The 20,900-nt window shown below is 62.3% G+C and carries 16 protein-coding genes and 1 tRNA gene; 5 read left to right on the top strand and 12 right to left on the bottom strand.

From position 1 onward, the window contains the following. Positions 1–97: 97 nt before the first annotated feature. Positions 98–817, bottom strand: coding sequence for a Crp/Fnr family transcriptional regulator (locus ACVMK0_RS08295; protein WP_034110731.1), 720 nt, complete (start codon positions 815–817; stop codon positions 98–100). A gap of 448 nt (positions 818–1,265) precedes the next feature. Between ACVMK0_RS08295 and ACVMK0_RS08290 the strand changes: the two genes are divergently transcribed. Further along, positions 1,266–2,489 (top strand): IS110 family RNA-guided transposase, encoded by a 1,224-nt coding sequence (locus ACVMK0_RS08290; protein WP_476463501.1) that lies wholly within the window; start codon positions 1,266–1,268, stop codon positions 2,487–2,489. A gap of 25 nt (positions 2,490–2,514) precedes the next feature. On the opposite strand, the gene ACVMK0_RS08285 is transcribed toward ACVMK0_RS08290, so the two are convergent. From ACVMK0_RS08285 to osmB, 4 genes are read right to left on the bottom strand one after another with little or no spacing between them, the layout of a single operon-like run. After that, positions 2,515–3,348 (bottom strand): response regulator, encoded by an 834-nt coding sequence (locus tag ACVMK0_RS08285; RefSeq protein WP_476463500.1) that lies wholly within the window; start codon positions 3,346–3,348, stop codon positions 2,515–2,517. Beyond that, positions 3,345–5,027, bottom strand: coding sequence for a PAS domain-containing hybrid sensor histidine kinase/response regulator (locus tag ACVMK0_RS08280; RefSeq protein WP_476463499.1), 1,683 nt, complete (start codon positions 5,025–5,027; stop codon positions 3,345–3,347). Before ACVMK0_RS08280 ends, ACVMK0_RS08285 begins: the two co-directional genes overlap by 4 nt. A gap of 40 nt (positions 5,028–5,067) precedes the next feature. After that, positions 5,068–5,217: a lmo0937 family membrane protein gene (locus ACVMK0_RS08275; protein WP_144400319.1), complete on the bottom strand. Its 150-nt coding sequence runs from the start codon at positions 5,215–5,217 to the stop codon at positions 5,068–5,070. Between the two features lie 57 nt (positions 5,218–5,274). Further along, positions 5,275–5,508, bottom strand: a complete 234-nt coding sequence (gene osmB, locus ACVMK0_RS08270; RefSeq protein WP_034110733.1) for an osmotically-inducible lipoprotein OsmB — start codon at positions 5,506–5,508, stop codon at positions 5,275–5,277. 345 nt (positions 5,509–5,853) lie between these two features. Here osmB and ACVMK0_RS08265 point away from each other — a divergent pair, with 345 nt between their 5' ends. The 3 genes from ACVMK0_RS08265 to ACVMK0_RS08255 all read left to right on the top strand — a co-directional run bounded on the left by ACVMK0_RS08265 (position 5,854) and on the right by ACVMK0_RS08255 (position 13,069). Continuing rightward, the gene (locus tag ACVMK0_RS08265) at positions 5,854–9,594 is read left to right on the top strand and encodes a DUF6079 family protein (RefSeq protein WP_476463498.1); all 3,741 of its coding nucleotides are present in this window, start codon (positions 5,854–5,856) and stop codon (positions 9,592–9,594) included. Positions 9,595–9,800: 206 nt separating this feature from the next. Next, complete coding sequence (locus ACVMK0_RS08260; RefSeq protein ID WP_476463497.1) at positions 9,801–10,349, top strand: hypothetical protein; 549 nt, start codon at positions 9,801–9,803, stop codon at positions 10,347–10,349. Next, complete coding sequence (locus ACVMK0_RS08255; protein WP_476463496.1) at positions 10,346–13,069, top strand: DNA methyltransferase; 2,724 nt, start codon at positions 10,346–10,348, stop codon at positions 13,067–13,069. The genes ACVMK0_RS08260 and ACVMK0_RS08255 overlap by 4 nt, the downstream gene beginning before the upstream one ends. 250 nt (positions 13,070–13,319) lie before the next feature. On the opposite strand, the gene ACVMK0_RS08250 is transcribed toward ACVMK0_RS08255, so the two are convergent. From ACVMK0_RS08250 to ACVMK0_RS08225, 6 genes are all read right to left on the bottom strand, one after another. Then, positions 13,320–13,410: transfer RNA gene (locus tag ACVMK0_RS08250), tRNA-Ser, on the bottom strand. Positions 13,411–13,536: 126 nt separating this feature from the next. Continuing rightward, complete coding sequence (locus ACVMK0_RS08245) at positions 13,537–14,943, bottom strand: tryptophan--tRNA ligase (protein WP_476463495.1); 1,407 nt, start codon at positions 14,941–14,943, stop codon at positions 13,537–13,539. Between the two features lie 28 nt (positions 14,944–14,971). Next, complete coding sequence (locus ACVMK0_RS08240; RefSeq protein WP_034114573.1) at positions 14,972–15,640, bottom strand: site-2 protease family protein; 669 nt, start codon at positions 15,638–15,640, stop codon at positions 14,972–14,974. Between the two features lie 52 nt (positions 15,641–15,692). Next, on the bottom strand, positions 15,693–16,328 hold the full coding sequence (locus tag ACVMK0_RS08235; RefSeq protein WP_476463494.1) for an L-threonylcarbamoyladenylate synthase: 636 nt from the start codon (positions 16,326–16,328) through the stop codon (positions 15,693–15,695). A 16-nt stretch (positions 16,329–16,344) separates the two neighbouring features. Further along, a complete protein-coding gene (locus ACVMK0_RS08230; protein ID WP_476463493.1) occupies positions 16,345–17,238 on the bottom strand; it encodes a DMT family transporter in 894 nt (297 codons plus the stop codon). Continuing rightward, a complete protein-coding gene (locus ACVMK0_RS08225) occupies positions 17,228–18,082 on the bottom strand; it encodes a 3',5'-nucleoside bisphosphate phosphatase (RefSeq protein ID WP_476463492.1) in 855 nt (284 codons plus the stop codon). Before ACVMK0_RS08225 ends, ACVMK0_RS08230 begins: the two co-directional genes overlap by 11 nt. Positions 18,083–18,199: 117 nt before the next feature. On the opposite strand from ACVMK0_RS08225, the gene murJ reads away from it, so the two are divergent. After that, a complete protein-coding gene (murJ, locus tag ACVMK0_RS08220) occupies positions 18,200–19,765 on the top strand; it encodes a murein biosynthesis integral membrane protein MurJ (protein ID WP_250961019.1) in 1,566 nt (521 codons plus the stop codon). A 38-nt stretch (positions 19,766–19,803) separates the two neighbouring features. Here the strand turns inward: murJ and purM are convergent, their stop codons facing one another. Further along, the gene (gene purM, locus ACVMK0_RS08215) at positions 19,804–20,856 is read right to left on the bottom strand and encodes a phosphoribosylformylglycinamidine cyclo-ligase (protein WP_476463491.1); all 1,053 of its coding nucleotides are present in this window, start codon (positions 20,854–20,856) and stop codon (positions 19,804–19,806) included. Positions 20,857–20,900: the final 44 nt, after the last annotated feature.

Raw genomic sequence — 20,900 nt, 5'->3', positions numbered from 1 at the left:
TCGATCCGCACACTTTAATTGACGTTTACGTAAACGTCAATAGGGAGTCATCGCGCCAGCCCCCCAAGGCGCGTCAGCGCGTAGTCTGATCACGCGCTCAAGCCGCTGGGCGTGGTGGCAGCAGGCGCTCGTATTCTTTTTTGACCACGGCGTAGCATTCGCAGACGCGGCCTTCGAGCGCTTTTCGGTCCAGCACCGTGATGTGCCCGCGGGCGTAGCGGATCATGCCAAGCCGCTGCAGCTTCAGCGCCGCTTCGGTCACGCCTTCGCGGCGCACGCCCAGCATGTTGGCAATGAGCTCGTGCGTCATCACCAGTTCGTTGCCGCTCAGACGGTCCAAGCTCAGCAGCAGCCAGCGGCAGAGCTGCTGGTCGAGCGCATGGTGGCGGTTGCACGCCGCCGTCTGCGTCATCTGGGTGATGAGCGCCTGGGTGTAGCGCAGCAGCAGGTGCAGCACCGGGCCGGCGCGGTTGAATTCATCCTTGATGTCGGCCGCGCGCAGACGGTAGCCCTTGCCAGCGCTTTGAACCACGGCGCGGCTGGGTGTGGTTTCACCGCCCATGAACAGCGCGATGCCGACCAGGCCTTCGTTGCCCACCACCGCGATCTCGGCCGAGGCGCCGTTTTCCATCACGTACAGCAGCGAAACGATGGCATCGATGGGGAAGTACACGTGCCCCATCTTGCTGCCCGATTCGTACAGCACCCGGCCCAGCGGCAGATCGACCACCTCCAGCAGCGGGCCAATGCGCTGCCATTCGGGCATGGGCATGGAGGCGAGCAACTGGTTGGCCGCTTGGTCGGGAGGGATGCCCATGTGTCTGTGCTCTCGATAGGGGGGTTCAAGCCCGGGGCGCCAAGGTGCGGCTTTTTGGTCTGCAGGCGCAGTATGCACCGCGATCAAGCCATCAGCCCCTCAGTTATCCATTCCGCGAACGCGGCACCCGCGACGCATGAAACCGGTGTGTAATTGAGGGGCGGCGTCCGGCACAGAGGTCGGTTCGTACTTGGTGCTTCGAGCTCGTTTCTCAGTTATCCATTCCGCGAACGCGGCACCCGCGACGCATGAAACCGGTGTGTAATTGAGGGGCGGCGTCCGGCACAGAGGTCGGTTCGTACTTGGTGCTTCGAGCTCGTTTCTCAGTTGGACCCGCGGCCTCACGAGCACCCCGCACTGTCGCCTGGGGACCAGCGCCCCTGAGCACGCACTTCAGACTTCGATGACGTGGGCCGCACGCTGATGTCGCCGCGACTTGGAGGCGATCATGGACGTAATCTACCGCCGTTGCGCGGGACTGGACGTGCACAAGCAGACCGTGGTGGCTTGTGCACGCGTGGCGGGCCAAGGCCCGCTGTTGCAAGAGGTGCGCACCTTTGCCACCACCACCTCGGGGTTGCTGGAGTTGGTGGACTGGCTGGAGTCCTTGCACATCGAGCACGTGGGCATGGAGGCCACGGGGGTGTACTGGAAGCCCGTCTGGCACATCTTGGAGGGGCACTTTGAGCTGGTGCTGGCCAACGCGGCGCACGTCAAGAACGTGCCTGGGCGCAAGACCGACGTCAACGACGCGGTGTGGCTGGCTGACCTGCTGGCGCATGGTTTGATTCGCGCCAGCTTCGTGCCGCCCACCCCAGTGCAGGAGTTGCGCACCCTCACGCGCACGCGCAAGCAGTTCGTGCGCGAGCGCGCTGCGCATGTGCAGCGCATTGAGAACGTGCTCGAAGACGCCAACCTCAAGATCACCAGCGTCATCAGCGACATCTTGGGCCATGGGGGACGTGCGGTGTTGCGGGCCATCATCGCCGGTCACAGCAGCCCCGACTTCTTGGCCGCGCAGATCACCACCCGTGTCAAGGCCAGTCAAGCTGAGTTGCGCGAAGCGCTGCGCGGGCGCATCAGCCCACACCACCGCTTCATGCTCAAGCTGCATTTGGGTCACATCGAGGCCTTGGATCAGGCCATCGCCGAGATCGAACAGGAGGTGAGCCAAGGGCTCGAGCCGTTTCGGCAAGCTGCCCGCTTGCTGAGCACCATACCCGGCGTGAGCGAGGTCAGCGCCAATGTGCTGATTGCCGAAATCGGCATCGACATGTCGCGCTTTGCTTCGCCGGCGCATTTGCTGTCTTGGGCTTGTCTGTGCCCGCGCAGTGACGAGAGCGCCGGCAAGCGGCGCAGCACCCGATTGCGACGAGGCGGCGTCTGGCTCAAGAGCACACTGGTGCAGTCGGCTTGGTCCGCGGTCAGGGTCAATGGCGGCTACTTGCAAGCGCAGTTCCATCGCATCCGCGCCCGCCGGGGCGTCAAGAAAGCGATCATCGCCGTGGCCGCCTCCATGCTCACGGCCGTTTGGCACATGCTGCGCGATGGCACCGAGTGGCACGATCTGGGCGCGGCGCACTTTGACCAAGCCAACACCCAGAAAGTAGCCAACCGCCTGCTCAAACGGCTGCAGAGCATAGGCTACAACGTGCAGATAACGCCGGCTTGAATGAGTCGTGGAGTCTGGTTTCACTTCAGACCTTCGGCAGCGTGAGCACCTCGACGCCGAAACCCCGGTAGCCGGTGAGGGCGCAGCGGGTGTCGAACACCGGCGTGCCGCTCACGCGGTACTGGCGGGTGGTGCCGTCGGGCAGCGACTGGTTGAGCACCATGTCTAGGAAGGGGCTGCGGGCGGCGATGCGGTCCAGCAGCTTTTGGCGCTCGGCCTCGTTCCAGCCGGCGCTGGCCGTCGGTGACGCACCGTCGGCCAACACCGAGTCTTGCAGTCCCAGCATCTCCAGCACCGGGCCGGATACTTGGGTGAAACGGCCCTCGCCGTCTTGCTCCCAGTGCCAGTCGGTGGCGAGTTCGGTCAGGGCACGGTAGCGCGCTTCGCTCTCGCGCAGTTCGGCGGTGCGCTGCTGCACCCGTTGCTCCAAGACCAGGTTGTGTTGCGCCAGTTGGCGGTGCAGCAGGCGCACCTCGATCAGGTTGCGGATGCGCGTCTGCACCTCGACCAAGTCGAAGGGCTTGCTCACGAAGTCTTTGGCCCCAGCTTGCAGGGCGCGCAGCTTGTGGCCCGGCTGTGCGGTGATCACCAGCACCGAGAGGTAGTCGCCCTCGGCGGTGCCCGCCTTCAGCGCCTCCATCACTTGGAAGCCGTCCATGCCGGGCATCTGCAGGTCCAGCAGGATCAGGTCAAACGGCGCCTCGCGGTGCAGCGCGGCCACGGCCGTGGGGTCCATGGTGCTGAACACCTGGCTGTAGCCCACGCCGTGCAGCAGCTCATGGAGCAGCGCCACGTTGGCGGGCTGGTCGTCCACAATCAGGATGCGTGCGTTGAGCATGTCTTGTGGGCTGAGGGTCATGCGGGTTCCTGTAGGGTGGCCGGGTCGCTGCTGCTGGATGGCGAGCAGGCCAAGGCCGCCTCCAGCGCGTCCATGAGCTGGTTGACCTTGATCGGCTTGGTGAGGTAGTTGAAAAAGCCCGCATCCAGAGCGCGCTGGATGTCGCGCGGCACGGCATTGGCGCTCAGCGCGATGATCGGGATGTGCGCCGTGCTCGGGTCGGCGCGCAAGATTTTCATGGCCTCGATCCCGCTGATACCGGGCAGGTTGATGTCCATCAGGATCACCTCGGGCTGGTAGACGCGGGCAAACTCGATGCCCAAGCTGGCGTCGGCCGCGCTCAGCAAGCGCAGGTCGGCGCGGCGGCCAATGATCAGCTCCACCAGCTCCAAGTTGGCTGGGTTGTCCTCGACGTACAACAGGGTGTGCAGGGGGGTGCCTTGCGGTGCATCGGGGCGCGGCGGGTCGGCGCGGGGGGTGTCGCCGTCTGTGGGGTTGCGTTGCGGTGCGGCGGTGAGCGCCATCTGAACCCAGAACACGCTGCCCACGCCGGGTGTGCTGTCCACACCGATCTCGCCACCCATCAGGTGCACCAGGCGCTGCGTCACCACCAGGCCGATGCCGGTGCCCTCTACGCCACCGTTCTCCTGCCCGAGCCGGTTGAACGGCTGGAACAGCTGCGCCTGCTGCGCGGCCGAGAGCCCCGGGCCGGTGTCGCGCACGCTGATGCGGATCGTCTCGGGTGTGGCGAGCGTGCACTCCACCGTCACGTGGCCGCCCGGCTGGTTGTATTTGATGGCGTTGAACAACAGGTTGATGAGCACCTGCTTGAGCCGCGTGCGGTCGGCCTTCACGCAGCGCGGCTGCTCCAGCCGGGCAAAGACCATGCCGATGCCGCGCTGCTGCGCCTGCGGCTCCACCATGGCCCGGCATTCGGCCAGCACCTCGGTCAGCGACACCGGCTCGCCCGACAGCGTGAGCTTGCCGCTCTCGATGAGCGCGAGGTCCAGGATTTCGTTGATCAGCTCCAGCAGGTACCAGCCGGCTTTGAGGATCTGCTCGATGCTGCGCTTTTGAGTCGGCGTGGGCAGGGGCGTGCCCGATTCGAGCAGCTGCGCAAAACCGAGGATGGCGTTGAGCGGTGTGCGCAGCTCGTGGCTCATGCTGGAGATGAAATCGGTCTTGGCGCGGTTGGCCTGCTCGGCCGCGGCCATGGCCTCGTTGAGCTGCAGCTCGCCGCGCTTGCGCACCGAGTTGTCGGAGCCGATCAGCAGGTAGCCAATCAGATCGCCGTAGTCGTCGCGCAGCGCGGTGATGGAGACGATCGCCGGGAAGCGGCTGCCGTCTTTGCAGATGTAGGTGAGCTCGTAGACGTCTTCGATGCCGCGCGAGGCCTTGAAGGCCAGCGCCTCGAAGCCCGGCGCGATCGGTGTGTCGAGCTCCAAGCTGAGCGCCATGGCGCGCACCCGCACTTCTTGCGGGTCGTGCATGTCGCTCGGGCGCACCCGGTTGACCACCTCGACGGCGCGGTAGCCCAGCATGCGCTCGGCCCCCACGTTGAAGAGCTGGATGATGCCCTTTTCGTCGGTCGCGATGATCGAAAAATTGGCGCTGGTGAGAATGGCGTTCTGCAGCGCGCCGGCCTTGAGCAGCGCGTTGCGTTGGCGGCGCTTGGGGGTCCACCCCGGGGTCTGTGGCATCGTGGTGTGCTGGTGTTGGCCGCCCCGTGGACGGATGGCGTCAGAGCGGGCGGCGTCCGCTGATCACGCGCAGCAGCACCACCACCAAGGCGATCACCAGCAAGACGTGGATGAGACCGCCCAGCACGGTCGATGTGACCATGCCCAGCAGCCAGAGGATGAGCAGCACGAGCGCAATGGTGTAGAGCATGGTGAGGCCTTGGTTGGGGGTTTTTGGTTGTGCGGGGTGATGCTGGCGCGCGGCCGTTTATTTTCTGGGTTCGACTTGGCTGCCGATCACACCGCCGATGGCGGCGCCCCCCAAGGTGCCGAGCGTGCCGCCGTCGGTGAGCACGGCGCCACCGACGGCCCCCACGCCCGCGCCGATGGCGGTGTTTTGGTCTTGGCGCGACATGCCGGCGCAGGCGCTCAGGCCTATGACCAAGGTCAGTGCGATGGCCGTGGCCAAGCCACGGGGAACGAGGAGCGGGTTCGTGTTCATGAAATACCTTTTGGAGGGAGCAATGGAGGGCTAGGGCAACGCGGCGGTTCAGTTACCCTGGGGCTGCTCCGCATGGCGGGCCGGGTTCGCATCCGGTGCCATTGCGCTCAATGTAAAGCCGGGCTGCCCGCGCGTCTGTGCGCTAGCGCACCTTGCGGCCGCCGACAATCTTTCAATCCTTCATTCAAGGCTTGAAAGATTTGCACTATCCTTTCGCCTGTTACACCCCCACGGCAATGTCGATGGCATCAAGTCTAGGCACCAGCGGAATCACAACGATCGGGCCAAGTCGCCGACTACCTGATAAAAAGAGAATGGGGAAGAGGGAGCCCTATGGCCCAGAACATGAAATACAGAGATCTGATCCAGTTCGAGCAGATCGAGTCAGTCATTCAGCTGCTCGATGCCGGACGCCCTGACGAGGCCAAGAAGCTCGTCGCGACCTACGTCATCTCCGACGACATGGCAGAGCGGATCTCCAAGCTCATGGTGCCCCAACTCAGTTTCGACGATTCCGTCGATCACAAGGGCGTGCTGATCGTCGGCAACTACGGCACCGGTAAGTCGCACTTGATGTCGGTGCTGTCGCTGGTGGCCGAAGATGCGGCCTACGCGCCGATGATCCGCCACCCCAAGGTGGCCGAGGCGGTGGCTCCTATCACTGGGCGCTTCAAGGTGCTGCGCATCGAGGTGGGCGGGCTGCAGATGCCGCTGCGGCAGATCATCACCCTGCAGCTTGAGCGTTTCCTGGAAAAAATCGGCGTTGACTACACCTTCCCGACCGCCGACAAGGAGCTCAACAACAAGCACTCCTTCGAGGAGATGATGGCCGCGTTTGGCGAAAAATTCACGGACCAGGGTGTGTTGCTGGTGGTCGACGAGTTCCTGGAGTACCTGCAGTCCCGTCGCGACCAAGAGCTGGTGCAGGATCTGGCCATCCTGCGGCAGATCGGCGAAGTCACCAAGCACCTGAAGTTCCGCTTCGTGGCCGGTGTACAGGAGGCCATCTTCGACGGCGCGCGCTTCCAGCATGTGGCCGACAGCATGCACCGCGTCAACGAGCGCTACACGCAGATTTTCATCGACCGCCAGGACCTCAGCTTTGTCGTCTCTGCGCGTCTGCTCAAGAAGACGGCCGACCAGCAGCACAAGATCCGCGCATACCTCACACCGTTCGCCAAGTTCTATGGCTCCATGAACGAGCGCATGGACGAATACGTGCGCTTGTTCCCGGTGCACCCGGATTACCTCAAGACCTTCGAGCAGATCCACTTCACCGAGAAGCGTGGCGCGCTCAAGACCATCGAGGCCGCCATGCTGGCCATCCTCGACCAGGACGTGCCCGCCGACCAGCCGCTGTTCATCAGCTACGAGAGCTTCTGGAACACCATCAAGGCCAACTCGGTCTTGCGCGCCGACCCCAGCATCAAAGAAGTGATGCGCGTCTCGGAAGTGCTGGAGTCCCGCGTGCAGCAAGCCTTCACGCGCCCGGCCTACAAGGCCATGGCGCTGCGCGTCATCAACGCGCTGGCCGTACACCGCCTGACCACGGGCGGCGACATCCACGTGCCCATTGGCCCCACGGCTGCCGAGCTGCGCGACGCCCTGTGCCTGTTCCAACCAAGCGTGGAAGACATGCCGGGCGATCCGGCCGAGAACCTGTTGTCGATGGTCCAGACCGTGATGCGCGAGGTGCTCAAGACCGTCAACGGCCAGTTCATCTCCAAGGTGCCAGACACCGAGCAGTACTACCTCGACCTCAAGAAGGACATCGACTACGACGCGCAGATTGAACAACGCGCCCAAGCCCTTGCGCCCGATGCGTTGGGCCGCGCTTACTACAGCGCCGTCAAGGCGCTGATGGAGTGCAGCGACGACCTGCGTTACCCCGGCTTTCAGATCTGGCAGTACCCGCTCGAGTGGCAGGAGCGGCGTGTCGAGCGCATCGGCTACCTGTTCTTCGGCGCGCCGAACGATCGCCCCACGTCCCAGCCCGAGCGCGACTTCTACATTTACTTTATCCAGCCGTTCACCAAACGCAGGTTCGATGACAACAACCTGCCAAACGAGGTGTTCTTGCGCCTCACCGGGCTGGACGACGAGCTCAAGCGGCACCTGTCATCCTACGCGGCGGCACTCGATCTGGCATCCACCGCCAGCGGCGGCGCCAAGGCCATCTACCTCTCCAAGGCACAGGACTTCCTGCGCGCCATGAGCAAGTGGCTGCAAGAAAAGCAGCTGACCGCCTTTGAGGTCACCTACCAAGGCAAGAAAAAGAACCTACAAGAGTGGGTCAAAGGCGTGTCGCCGCGCGACCGGGCGCGGCTGGGTGCGGACGAACCCCGCCACTTTCGCGACGTGGTCAACACCGTCTCGGGCTTGGTGCTGAGCCAGCACTTTGCCTGTATCGCGCCCGAATACCCCACCTTCACGGTGCCGGTCACCGAAGCCAACCGCAAGCAACTGGTGGGCAGCGCGCTCAGGCTGCTGGCTGGCGGCACGCGCACCAAAGATGCGCTCGCCGTGCTCGATGCGCTGGAATTGCTCGATGGCGACCGCGTCGATCCGGCCAAGTCCCGCTACGCGCAGGAAGTGCTCAACCGCCTCAAGGCCAAGGGCCATGGCCAAGTGCTCAACCGCAGCGAGCTGCTGTCGGGCACGTCTGACCTTGAATATTTCGCGCCAAGCAAGTGCCGGCTGGAACCCGATCTGCTGGTCACCGTGCTGGGCGGGCTGGTCTATTCCGGCGACATCGTGCTGTCGATCACCGGCGACAAGATCGACTCCGGCAAACTGACCCAGCTGGCAGAACGCTCGCTGGAGGAACTCAAGCAGTTCAAGCACGTCGAGGCGCCCAAGGAGATCAATCTCGCGGTGCTGCGCGCCTTGTTCGAGTTGTTCGACCTGCCGTCCGGCCTGGCCCAGAAAGCCAGCCAGGGCGATACCGAGCCTGTCATCAAACTGCAGGAGAAAGTCAGTGCGCTGGTGCCGCGCGCGCTCAAGGCCGGATCCGACCTGCAGCAAGGCAGGCTCGGCTTCTGGGGCCAGAATCTGCTGCGCGAAGAACAAGCCAAAGACTGGCACGCCCGGCTCGATGCGCTGAAGAAGTTTGCCGAGTCGCTCACGCCCTACAACACCGTCGGTAAGCTCAAGAATCTGCGCGTCACCCAGGAAGATCTGTGCGGCCAGAAGAAGAATTTGGAGATCCTGGCCGCCGTCGAGCGTCTGCTCGAACTGGTGGTGGAACTGGGCAGCACGGCGTCCTACCTCTTGCAGGGCGAGATGGTGTTGCCCGCCGAGCACCCTTGGGTGAAACAGGCCGAGACCGCCCGCAAGGCCATTTGCGAGCAGATCAGCCAAGACCGCACCACCGAGCACGCGGCCCTGATTTTGGGTAATGGCCGGCAGATGCTCAACCAGCTCAAGAAGGGCTACATCAGCGCCTACATCGCCAGCCACAGCAAGGCGCGGCTGGGCGTGGACGAAGACAAGACCCGCAACGCGCTGCGCCGCGACGACCGCCTGCTGGCGCTGCGCCTGCTGGCCAGCGTGTCGCTACTGCCCACCAGCCAGCTCACCGCCTTCGAGGAGTCGCTGAACGGCCTGAAGAGTTGTTTCTCGCTGGATGAGCCCACGCTGATGGCCGCGGCGGTATGCCCGCACTGCCAGTTCCGCCCGTCAGCCGAGCCGTTGGAGCTGATCCCGGCCGCCAACCGCCTGCACAAGCTCGACAACGACCTGGATCAGTTGCTAACCAACTGGCAGCAGATCCTGCTGGAGTGCCTAGAAGATCCGTACACGCAGGAGAGCCTGGGCCTGATGCCGCCCGCATCCAGGAAGCTGATCGACGCCTTCCTGGCTTCGCGCCAGCTGCCGGCCCCGATGACCAGCGAGTTCGCCAACGCCGTACAGAAGGCGCTGTCGGGGTTGGAGAAGATTGAGGTCAAGGGCGACGAAATCAAGCAGGCGCTGCTGCAGGGCGGTTTGCCGGCCACGCCGGACGATTTGCGCATGCGCTTCGATGTTTTAATGAACAATCTCTGCAAAGGAAAAGACTCCATCAAGCTTCGCATCATCATCGAGTAAAGGTCAGGACTGAAATGGAAACAGCAATCAACAAACTGCTCAGCGAATTTCCTGTGATCGAGGAAAAATGCAGACAAAACCGAGTGCCCATCAACCTCCAAAAGTTAACTGCAGAGGCTGAAGCATGGCTTTCTAGGCAGCAGAAATAAGACATTTCGTACAAGCATGATTTGATTTCTCCACACGGACTGACGATTGAGCTCACGTTGGCTGAGCTCAAATATGCCTTCGCCGTCGGAACCGTTAGAACGTGGTTCAATGAAAAAGTGATGGGATGGAAATATCGGCACTCCGGGCTACCAAGCCAACTTGCGCATTCAATAGGCCAAGCCGGCGAGATGGCTCTATCAAAATATCTGCAATCCAAGCAGGTCGAGTTTTCTGGTGCGCCTGTCGTGGTGGCCTCCAAAAGCGAATTTAGGCAAGACCTCACCATAAACGGAAAAAGTGTAGGAATCAAGACTGCAGCCAAACGTTCGTACCTTGAGATTATTCGGCGTGGAACCTCTTACTATCCAGCAAAAATGCTTGACGGCGAGTCATTGCGTGTGCTTTCATATCCGGAGTTGTTAATTCAAATCGGCGTGGATTCCTCAACAGGAGCAGTGGCAATCCTCGGCTGCATAACCAGAGGTGAAATAATGGCGTCACCCACAGCCAATATTTTCAACAAGCCAGCTCACGTTATTCCAATCGTAAGTTATGCTTCATTTGATGATATTTCCTGGCTTCAGCGGTTGGGAGCGAAGGAGTGACTGAAATTTTTAATGAAAAAACCATTGGATCGATTGAATGCCTAGGAAAAAAATTCCCCAGCGAAGAAGCAAGAAGGGACTTTTATCTCGGGATTCTGGCTGAGAAACTTAAAGACCCGGCATTTAGGGGAATTGAAGGATTCCCGATAGGATCAGATGAGGCCATACTGGCTCTATCAGACCCCCCGTATTACACTGCCTGCCCGAACCCATTCATAAAAGATTTTATTGAGTTTTATGGCAAGCCAATAATTGAAGCATCGAAATACGATGTCACGCCATTCTCTTTGGATGTCATTGAAGGCAAGAATGATCCGCTGTATGCAGTTCCGTCTTACCATACCAAAGTCCCGCCAAAGGCCATTCAGAACTACTTGCTCCATTACACAAAACCCGGCGATCTGGTTCTGGATGCATTTTGCGGCACAGGCATGACAGGTGTGGCAGCGGCAAACTGCGCAAACCCTGGCAGAGACATAACTGACAGATTTTCCGTTTACGAAAAAGGCGCGCGCCGAGCGATTCTGGTGGATCTGTCGCCAGCTGCTGCATTCATAGCATCAATAATGAACTCCCCCCTTGATGAGCATTTGTCCAGTGGGGTCAGCGGTGTTCTAGGCGAATTCATCAAAAAAGAGATTCTTCCGCTATATACATTCAAGAACGGAAATGCGACAGATCACTTTGATTACGCAGTATTTTCGGACTGGGGCGAATGCGCAAACTGCGGTGGCAGTTTTTTGTTGTATGACGCCATTATTGATACCAAAAATCCGTGCATTTTAAGTGAGTATCCTTGTCCTCATTGCGGTGCAATCATCAAATCGGAGTCGGCTAAAAAGAGCTTTGAGGCCGTATTTGATCCATGGATCAACGACACAACCCGTCTTGCCAAGACATCCATGGTGTTGATTTCGAAAAAGGTGGGAAATCGTGCGATTCGCACAAAACCTACTGAGCTAGACGTCAGGCACTATGAGGAAGTTGGCAGCCGGGTGGTTTCTCTGGTTCCGGCCAAACTGGAATATACGCACATGACCCATGAAAGGAACAACTTACCCGAATACTGGGGGATCACCCACATTCATCACTTCTATACAAGACGAAACTATTATTCCTTGGCCAGAATAGCAGGCATCAAGGATGCGCAGTTAAGGCGGGCTGCTTTATTTTGCGCGTTGACGATTATGGAAAATAATGCCACTCGCCGCAATCGGTTCTATATTGACAAGCGGCGCCCTAATGGCTCCCCTATTGGTCCGTTGTCCAACACGTTATACGTTCCAACATTGCAAACCGAAACAAACATTGGGAGAAAAATGCTTCAGGTGCTTGAGAGTTTGAAAAAAGTGCACTCATCATGGCCAAAGACCAGGGCGATCGTATCAAACCAAAGCGCAACAAACCTTGCGCAAATACCAGATGCAAGTATAGATTTTATCTTTACAGACCCCCCATTCGGGGGGAATATTAACTATTCTGAGCAGAACATTCTCTACGAATGGTGGCTTGGAATTAAAACCAACAACCAGGCTGAGGCCATAACCAACTCGGTGCAAAAAAAGAAAATTCAAGAATACACCCATTTGATGACTCTTGTCTTCTCTGAATATACACGTGTTTTGAAGCCGGGTCGTTATATCGTCGTCGAGTTCCATAATTCATCCAACACCGTTTGGCATGCCATACAGCACGCCCTTGAAAAGTCTGGCCTAATTGTGGCCAATGTTGCATTGCTTGACAAGATACAGACAACACTCCATCAGGATCATAAGGCTGCAGCTGTGAACAAAGACTTGGCCATTACTGCATATAGGCCAATAGAATCGCTGATCAGAAGCTGTGTCCTCAATTCACAAAACAGCCAGTCTGTTTGGGATTTTGTAAAAGAGCACCTCAAGCACATACCGATAATTAAGGAGCACGACGGCCTTATTAATTACATCTCAGAAAGAGATCCACGGGTTTTATTTGATCGGATGGTCGGGTGGTTTATTAGGCAAAACGTATATGTTCCTTTGTCGCATCAGGAGTTCCGTGCGGGACTTGTTGAGAAATTTCTAGAGAGAGATGGCATGATTTTTTTGCCAGATCAAGCAAAGGAGTATGACAAGAGGCGTGCGTCTGTTTCTACGGCTCCGCAAATGGAGCTTTTTGTCTCTGATGAAAGAAGCGCGATTGAATGGCTGACTAACTTCCTTAAATCAAACCCTTCAACCTATCAAGAGATATATCCAGAATTTACGGCGCAACTCGGCGCAGGCTGGAAAAAGCACGAATCAAAACCAGAGCTTCAGCGTCTTCTTGAGGATAACTTTATTGAGTTTGATGGTTTCGGCGAATGTCCATCGCCAATCCATATCTATCTTTCAAGTATTTCCAAAGATATGCGCGGGCTTGATAAGTCAAATCCATCGTTGCTGCATAAGGCGAAGAACCGTTGGTATGTACCAGACTTCAACAAGGCGCAGGATCTGGAAAAAAAGCGGGAAAAATCGCTACTTAAAGAGTTTGAAACATACAAGACCTTCACAGGTCGCAAGATTAAGGAGTCGCGTTTGGAGGTCCTGCGTGCTGGTTTCCGCGCTGCCTGGGCCGCCAAGGACTACAAGACCATCATCGGCATCGCCAACAAGCTGCCAGAGGATACGCTACAAGAGGACGAAAAGCTGCTCACTCTCTATGACCTCGCGCTGACCCGTGCCGCGGATGGGATCTGAGCGGGGACGTCAGCGGGTTCTCCATCGGCGACTGGTGCGATTCCACACGGAAGGCTTCACCGGTCTCTAGACCCCTAGCGCCGTACCACCCTGAGAAAAGTCAGGAGGTTCTGAGACGAAACGGGGTTTGAGACGAGTTTCGCGGGTGGGTGGCCATGGGGTCAGTCAGGAGCCCATAGAAAAAAGCCCCGCGTGCGGCGGGGCTCTGCGCGCCTTCAAGGCCCGCTGAGCAGGTTTGAAGGGTTGGTTGTGGCGGAGAGAGAGGGATTCGAACCCTCGATACGGTACAACCGTATACCGGATTTCGAGTCCGGCGCATTCGACCACTCTGCCATCTCTCCGCGTGTCGAGCCTGCAATTGTAGCAGGCTCAAAACCGACCCTCGCAGGGCCATGGCGAGCCGGCGGACTACTACCGGGGCCGCTAGAGACTCTCACAAAAGCCTAGAGGGTCTGGGGTGCTGCGCGCTAACCGGCTGTCCGCAGCGCTGCCAAGGCGGCGTCGGCTTGGGACGCACCCGCATCCGCATCGGCATGCTGCGCACCCAGTTGCAACAGCGGGTGCAGTTCGGGGCAGGCGCTGTAGCCGGTGGCTTTGAGGCGGGCGATGGCTTGCGCCGCTTCTTGCGGGGTGGCAAAGCCCAGGCTTTGCAGCAGCAGCTGGCCGCGTGCGTCGGTGAGCTTGAAGGCAAAGCGGCCGTCGGGTTCGCGGTACTGCTTGAAGGTGGGCAGGGCGGCTTTGGCGGCAGGGGCGTTGGCTGCTGCGGGGGCCGCCAGGCCGCCACCAGCCAAGGCTGCCGCCGCACCATCATCCCCCGCCGCGGCAGTGCCCGACCCGGCTCTGGCAACCGCGCCCAACGCAGCACCCCCCACCAGCGGTCGCAGCCCCACCGCATGGCGCAGGCGCTGGACAAAGGGGGTGGCGCTGCGCCGCGCCTTGGCGGCACCGGCTTGCAGCAGCGCTTCGACCTCGTGCGGGCGCGCCATGAGCTCGAGGTAGCGCGCGCGCAGCGGCGCGATTTCGGCCTCGATGCGATCGTACAGCAGCTGCTTGGCCTCGGCCCAGCCTATGCCCTGTGCATAGGCGCGCGCCAGCGCGGCGCTTTCGTCGGCGCTGGCAAAGGCCTGGTAAATTTGGAACAGCGCCGAGCCCTCGGTCTGCTTGGGTTGGCCCGGTGCCAGCGAGTCGGTGACGATGCCAAAGATCAGTTTTTTGAGCTGCTGGGGCGGTGCAAACAACGGGATGGTGTTGTCGTAGCTCTTGCTCATCTTGCGCCCATCGAGCCCGGGCAGGGTGGCCACTTGGGCCTCGACCACGGCCTCGGGCAGGGTGAAGTGCGTGCCGTAGAGGTGGTTGAAGCTGGAAGCGAGGTCGCGCGCCATTTCGATGTGCTGCACCTGGTCGCGCCCCACCGGAACCTGATGCGCGTTGAAGAGCAGGATGTCGGCGGCCATCAGCACCGGGTACATAAACAGGCCGGCGCTCACGCCGTCGTCGGGCTCAACGCCGCTGGCGGCATTTTTGTCCAGCGCCGCCTTGTAGGCGTGGGCGCGGTTGAGCAGCCCTTTGCCGCAGACGCAGGTGAGCAGCCAGGTGAGTTCGGTGGTTTCGGGGATGTCGGACTGGCGGTAAAACGTGACGCGCTGCGGGTCGAGGCCGCAGGCCAGCCAGGTGGCGGCGATTTCGAGCGTCGAGCGCTGCACGCGCTCGGGTTCGTGGGTGGAGATGAGGGCGTGGTAGTCGGCCAGAAAATAAAAGGCATCGACGCTGCCCAGCGCGCTCGAGCGCAGCGCCGGCCGGATGGCGCCCACATAATTGCCCAAGTGCGGGGTGCCCGAAGGCTTGATGCCGGTGAGAACGCGCAAGGTTTGCATGAAGGGTTCGACCAAAAAGGGGATAAATCTACAGCAGCAGCCAGCGCAGCGGCGTGAGCACGGTTTGGATCAGGTCGGCCGAAAGCGCCATCAGCGGGCGCAGCCAGTAGGTGCCCAGCAAACCGGTGAACAGCAGCACCAGCACGATGATGAAGCCAAAGGGTTCGATGCGCGCGACGGCTTGCGCCGGTTGCGCGGGCAGCAGCCCGACCAAGATGCGCCCGCCATCCAGCGGCGGCAGCGGCAGCATGTTGAGCACGAACAGCACCAGATTGACCAGCAGCCCGGCTTGCGACATTTCGAGCAAAAACGGCTCGTGGATGCCCAGCGCCAGCAGCAGGTAGCCAAAGATCACCCACAGCAGCGCCTGCACCACGTTGGAGGCCGGGCCGGCCAGCGCCACCCAGACCATATCGGTTTTGGGGCGGCGCAGGCGCGCGGCATTCACCGGCACCGGCTTGGCGTAGCCAAACAAAAAAGCGCCGCTGGTGGCAAACAGCAGCAGCAGCGGCAGCGCGATGGTGCCCAGCGGGTCGATGTGCTTGGCCGGGTTGAGCGTGATGCGCCCCAGCATCCAGGCCGTGGGGTCGCCAAAGTAGCGCGCCGCGTAGCCGTGCGCGGCCTCGTGGATGGTGATGGCAAACAACACCGGCAGCGCAAAGACGGCGATGGTTTGCAGCAGGGCGGCGATGTCCATGGGGTGCATTGTCTCAGCAGTGCAGCGGTGCGGCGTATGGGCTCGGTGGGGCTTACAACCCGAGCGCGGCCAAGCTGCCTTGGCCCTGGCGCAGCAGCTGCGGCGCCTCGCCCTGGGCCATGGGCGTGAGGTCGAGCACGGTGGTGGGCTCCAGCGCACAGGCGCCGGCGTCGATCACGGCGGCCAGGCTGTGCTCGAGGCGCTGGCGGATTTCGTGCGCGTCGTTCAGGGGCTCGCTGGCGCCGGGCTCGATCAGGGTGGTGCCCAGCAGCGGCGCGCCGTGCAGTTCCAGCAGCGCTTGCAGCACCTTGTGCGCCGGCACGCGCAGCCCGATGGTTTTGCGCGCCGGGTGGCTCAGGCGCCGCGGCACCTCTTTGCTGGCCTCGAGCACGAAGGTGTAGGGGCCGGGGGTGCCGAGTTTGAGCAGGCGAAACTGGGCGTTGCTCACGCGCGCGTAGCTGGACAGTTCGCTCAGGTCGCGGCACAGCAGCGTGAGCGGGTGCTTGGCATCGACGCCGCGGATGCGGCGCAGGCGCTCGACCGCGTCTTTGTCGTCGAGGTGGCAGACCAGCGCGTAGCTGGAGTCGGTGGGCAGCGCCAGCACGCCGCCGTGGTGCAGCGCTTGCACCGCTTGCTTGAGCAGGCGCGGTTGCGGGTTGTCGGGGTGGAGTTGAAAATACTGCGACATGCGTACAGGGTAAAAATCAGTCGATTTTGGGTTGGCGCGCCGTGAGCCAGACCAGGGTCGCGCCGCAGAGCACGATCAGGCCCATGCCCACCCAGGCCCACAGCCCCGGCAGGTGGCCAAACAGCAGCCAACCCAGCAGCAGCGCAAAGCCCACTTGCAGATACATGTAGGGGGCTAGGGTAGAGGCCGGCGCGCGCGCAAAAGCCTGGATGAACAAAAAATGCCCCACGGTGCCGCACAGCCCCGCCAGGCACAGCAGCGCCAGCGTGCGCAAGTCGGGGATGGTCTGCCAGACCCAAGGCAGGGCCAGCGTCATCAGCGCGGCCCCGGTCCAGCCGGTGTAGCAGTGCATGGTCATGGCGTCTTCGCTGCGCGCCATGCGGCTGGTCAAAATCTGGAACGCGGCGTACAGCAGCACCATGAGCAGCGGCACCAGCACAAACCAGCCCAACGCGGCCCCGGTGGGCTGGATGATGAGCAAGGCCCCAGCAAACCCGCCCCAGACCAAGAGCCAGCGCAGGCGGCTCACGGCTTCGCGCAAAAACACGGCCGCCAGCAGCGTCACCACCAGCGGCGTGAGCATGATCATGGCGGTGAACTCGCCCAGCGGCATGTGCTGCACGCTGACAAAGCTCAGCGTGCTCACTGCCAGCAGCAGCAGCCCGCGCAGCACGTGCAACAGCGGCTGGCGCGTGGCCAGCGAACGCCAGCCGCGCGTGGGCAGCACCACCGCGGCCATGACCAGCGCCTGAAAGGTGTAGCGAAACCACACCACCATCAGCACCGAGATGCTGGCGCCCAGCAGCTTGACGGTGGCATCCAGTGCCGCAAAGCAGGCCACCGCCAGCACCACAAAGGCAATGCCCAGCAGCGCGCGTGGCTGCACCAAGCGCGCGCTTTCAGTGGACACGGTGTGCCAGCAAATCCCACACCGGCTGCAAGCGCGCGTCGAGCAAGGGCAGGGTGCCGAGCTCGCAGTGGCTCTCGCCGGGGCTGTGGAAATCGGAGCCGCGCGAGGCCGCAAGGCCAAACTCGAGCGCCATCTCGGCGTACTGGGCCGCTTCGGCGCTGCTGTGGCTGCCGGTGAGCACTTCCACCGCTTGCCCGCCATGGGCCTTGAATTCGCTGAACAGGGCGTATTCTTGGGTGGCGTTGGGGTGGTTGTAGCGCGCCGGGTGCGCGATCACCGCCACCCCGCCGGCCTCGACGATCCAGCGCACCGCGTCGCCCAAGCTGGCCCAGCGGTGTGGCACGAAGCCGGGTTTGCCGTCGGTGAGGTATTTGCGAAACACCTCTTGCACGTCTTTGCACACCCCGGCCTCGACCAGGTAGCGCGCAAAATGGGCGCGCGAGATCAGCTCCGGGTTGCTGACGTATTTGAGCGCCCCCTCGAACACACCGGGGATGCCGACCAGGCGCAACTGCTGCGCCATTTCTAGTGCGCGCTCGCTGCGGCCGCTGCGCGTGCGCTCCAGGCCCTGCAGCAGTGCCGGGTGGGTGTGGTCAAAACCGAGCCCGACGATGTGCACCGTGAGCTCGCAAAAGCTGACCGAGATCTCGGTGCCGGTGAGGTAGGGCAGCGCCAAGGCGCGCGCGGCGTCGATGGCGCGCTGCTGGCCGCTCACTTCGTCGTGGTCGGTCAGGGCCCAGAGCTCGACCCCGTTGGCTTTGGCGCGCGCCGCCAGCACCTCGGGCGTGAGGGTGCCGTCGGAAACGGTGGAGTGGCAGTGCAGGTCGGCGTTGAAAATCGGCATAAGAATCATTTTATAAGCGCCCGACCGCCCGTAGCCACCCGCGCATCCCCTTTGAGTGGTGGCGAGCGCAGCGATCGTGGGAGCAATTCATTCTAGTGCCAAGGCTACACTCGCGCTGTGTCGCTCTTTAAATCCGCCTCAGTCGTCTCGCTGCTCACCCTGCTGTCGCGCATCAGCGGTTTGGTGCGCGATCTGCTCATCGCCGCCACCTTTGGCGTGAGCGCCATGACCGACGCTTTCAACGTCGCCTTTCGCATTCCCAACCTGCTTCGGCGCCTGTTTGCCGAAGGCGCCTTCAGCCAGGCGTTTGTGCCGGTGCTGGCCGCCACCCGCGCGCAAGAGGGCGATGAGGCCACCAAAGACCTGATCGACCGCGTGGCCACGGTGCTGGCCTGGGCGCTGACGCTGACGTGCATCGTGGGCGTGCTGGCGGCACCGCTGCTGGTGTGGGCCATGGCCTCCGGGCTGGCGCGCGACCCCTACACCTTTGACGTGACGGTGGCGCTGACGCGCTGGATGTTCCCCTACATCGGCTTCATGTCGCTGGTGGCGCTGGCGGCCGGGGTGCTCAACACCTGGAAGCGCTTTGCCGTGCCGGCGGCCACGCCGGTGCTGCTCAATGTCGGGCTGATCCTAGCGGCGGCTTGGGGCGCGCCGTGGTTTGAATCGATGGGCATCGAGCCGATCATGGCGCTGGCCGGTGGCGTGTTGCTCGGCGGCACCTTGCAGCTGGCGGTGCAGCTGGCGGCCCTCAAGCGCCTGGGGCTGCTGCCGCGGGTGGCGCTGCGCTGGTCCAAGGTGCGCGCGGCCTGGCAGCACCCGGGCACGCAGCGCATCCTCACGCTCATGCTGCCGGCGCTGCTGGGGGTGAGCGTGGCGCAGATTTCGCTGCTCATCAACACCCAGATCGCTTCGCATCTGGCCACGGGCAGCGTGAGCTGGCTCACTTTTGCCGACCGGCTGATGGAGTTCCCGACCGCGCTGCTGGGGGTGGCGCTGGGCGTGGTGCTGCTGCCGCAACTGGCGGCCGCCAGCGCCGCCGCCGACCCGACGCGCTACAGCCAGATGCTCGACTGGGGCCTGCGGCTGGTGCTGGTGCTGGCCGTGCCCAGCGCGGTGGCGCTGCTGACCATCGCCGTGCCGCTGGTGGCGGTGCTGTTTCATTACGGTGCCTTCACGGCCTTTGACGTGCGCCAAACCGCGCTGGCTCTGATGGGCTACGGCGTGGGGCTGGTGGGGCTGATTGCGATCAAGATTCTGGCCCCGGCCTTTTATGCCAAGCAAGACATAAAAACCCCGGTGCGCATCGCCATCGTGGTGCTGGTGCTGACGCAGGTGTTCAATCTGCTGCTGGTGCCCACCATGGCGCACGCCGGGCTGGCGCTGGCCATCGGGCTCGGGGCCCTGATCAACGCCGGCTGGCTGCTGATCGGGCTGCTGCGCCGCGGTTCCTACCAGCCGCAGCCAGGCTGGCTGGTGCTGGCGCTGCAGGTGCTGGCCGCCAGCGCGCTGCTGGCGCTGTTTTTGCTATGGGGCAGCAGCCAGTTTGACTGGCTGCACGAGGATGTGGTGGTGTGGCAACGCCTGCTGGCCATGCTCGGGCTGCTGGTGGGCGCGGCGCTGGTCTATTTTGGCACCCTGCTGCTGGCTGGGGTGAAGCTCAAGCGGCTGGTGCGGATGTAGCCGGGCGCCGCGCCGCTGCGGTATGTTGCGGTTTGGGCTTAGCCCACCCGCACCGCCGCCCCGGTGCCGCGCGCCGCGATCTGGCCAATGGCGTACACCGTTTCGCCCTGGGCGCGCAGCGTGGCGGCCACCGCGTCGGCGGCGGCGGCATCGACCACCAGCACCATGCCGATGCCGTTGTTGAAGGTGCGGTTCATCTCGAAGTCGTCGATGCCGGCGCTGCGCTGCAGCCAGGCAAAGAGCTCGCTCTGCGGCCAGCTGCCCGACACCAGTTCGGCTGCCAAGTGATCGGGCAGCACGCGCGGAATGTTTTCCAGCAAACCGCCGCCGGTGATGTGCGCCAGCGCCTTGATGCCGCCCGCTGGCGCATCGAAGGGGTGCTGCGCCAGCGCCTGCAACACGCTGCGCACGTAGATGCGCGTGGGCGCCATGATGGCTTGGCGCAGCGGCTGGCCGTCAAGGGTGGCGGGCAGGTTGGCTGCCTCGCGCTCGAGGCACTTGCGCAGCAGCGAAAAGCCATTCGAGTGCACGCCGCTGGAGGCCAGGCCCAGCACCGCGTCGCCGCTGGCCACGGTCTGTCCGGTGAGGATGCGCGCTTTTTCCACCGCCCCGACGCAAAAACCGGCCAGATCGTACTCGCCCGCCGGGTACATGCCCGGCATTTCGGCGGTCTCACCGCCGATCAGGGCGCAGCCCGCCAGTTCGCAGCCGCGCGCGATGCCGCCCACCACCGCCGCCGCGGTATCGACATCCAGCTTGCCGCAGGCAAAGTAGTCGAGGAAAAACAGCGGCTCGGCGCCTTGCACCAGCACGTCGTTGACGCTCATGGCCACAAGGTCGATGCCCACCGTGTCGTGCAGCTGCCACTCGAAGGCCAGCTTGAGCTTGGTGCCCACGCCGTCGGTGCCCGAGACCAGCACCGGTTCGCGGTAGCGCTTGGGCACTTCAAACAGCGCGCCAAAGCCGCCGATGCCCGCCAGCACGCCTTCGCGCAGGGTTTTTTTGGCCAAGGGCTTGATGCGCTCGACCAGCGCGTCGCCGGCCTCGATGTCAACGCCGGCGTCTTTGTAGGAGAGGGGTGTCGTGGTCATGTGATGTGGGCACTATAGAATGTGTTGATTTTACCGGCCTGCTC

The sequence above is a fragment of the Serpentinimonas sp. SSL01 genome (assembly GCF_056323735.1).
Note: the sequence above shows the minus strand (reverse complement) of the source record. Positions and strands in the feature narration are given on the sequence as shown.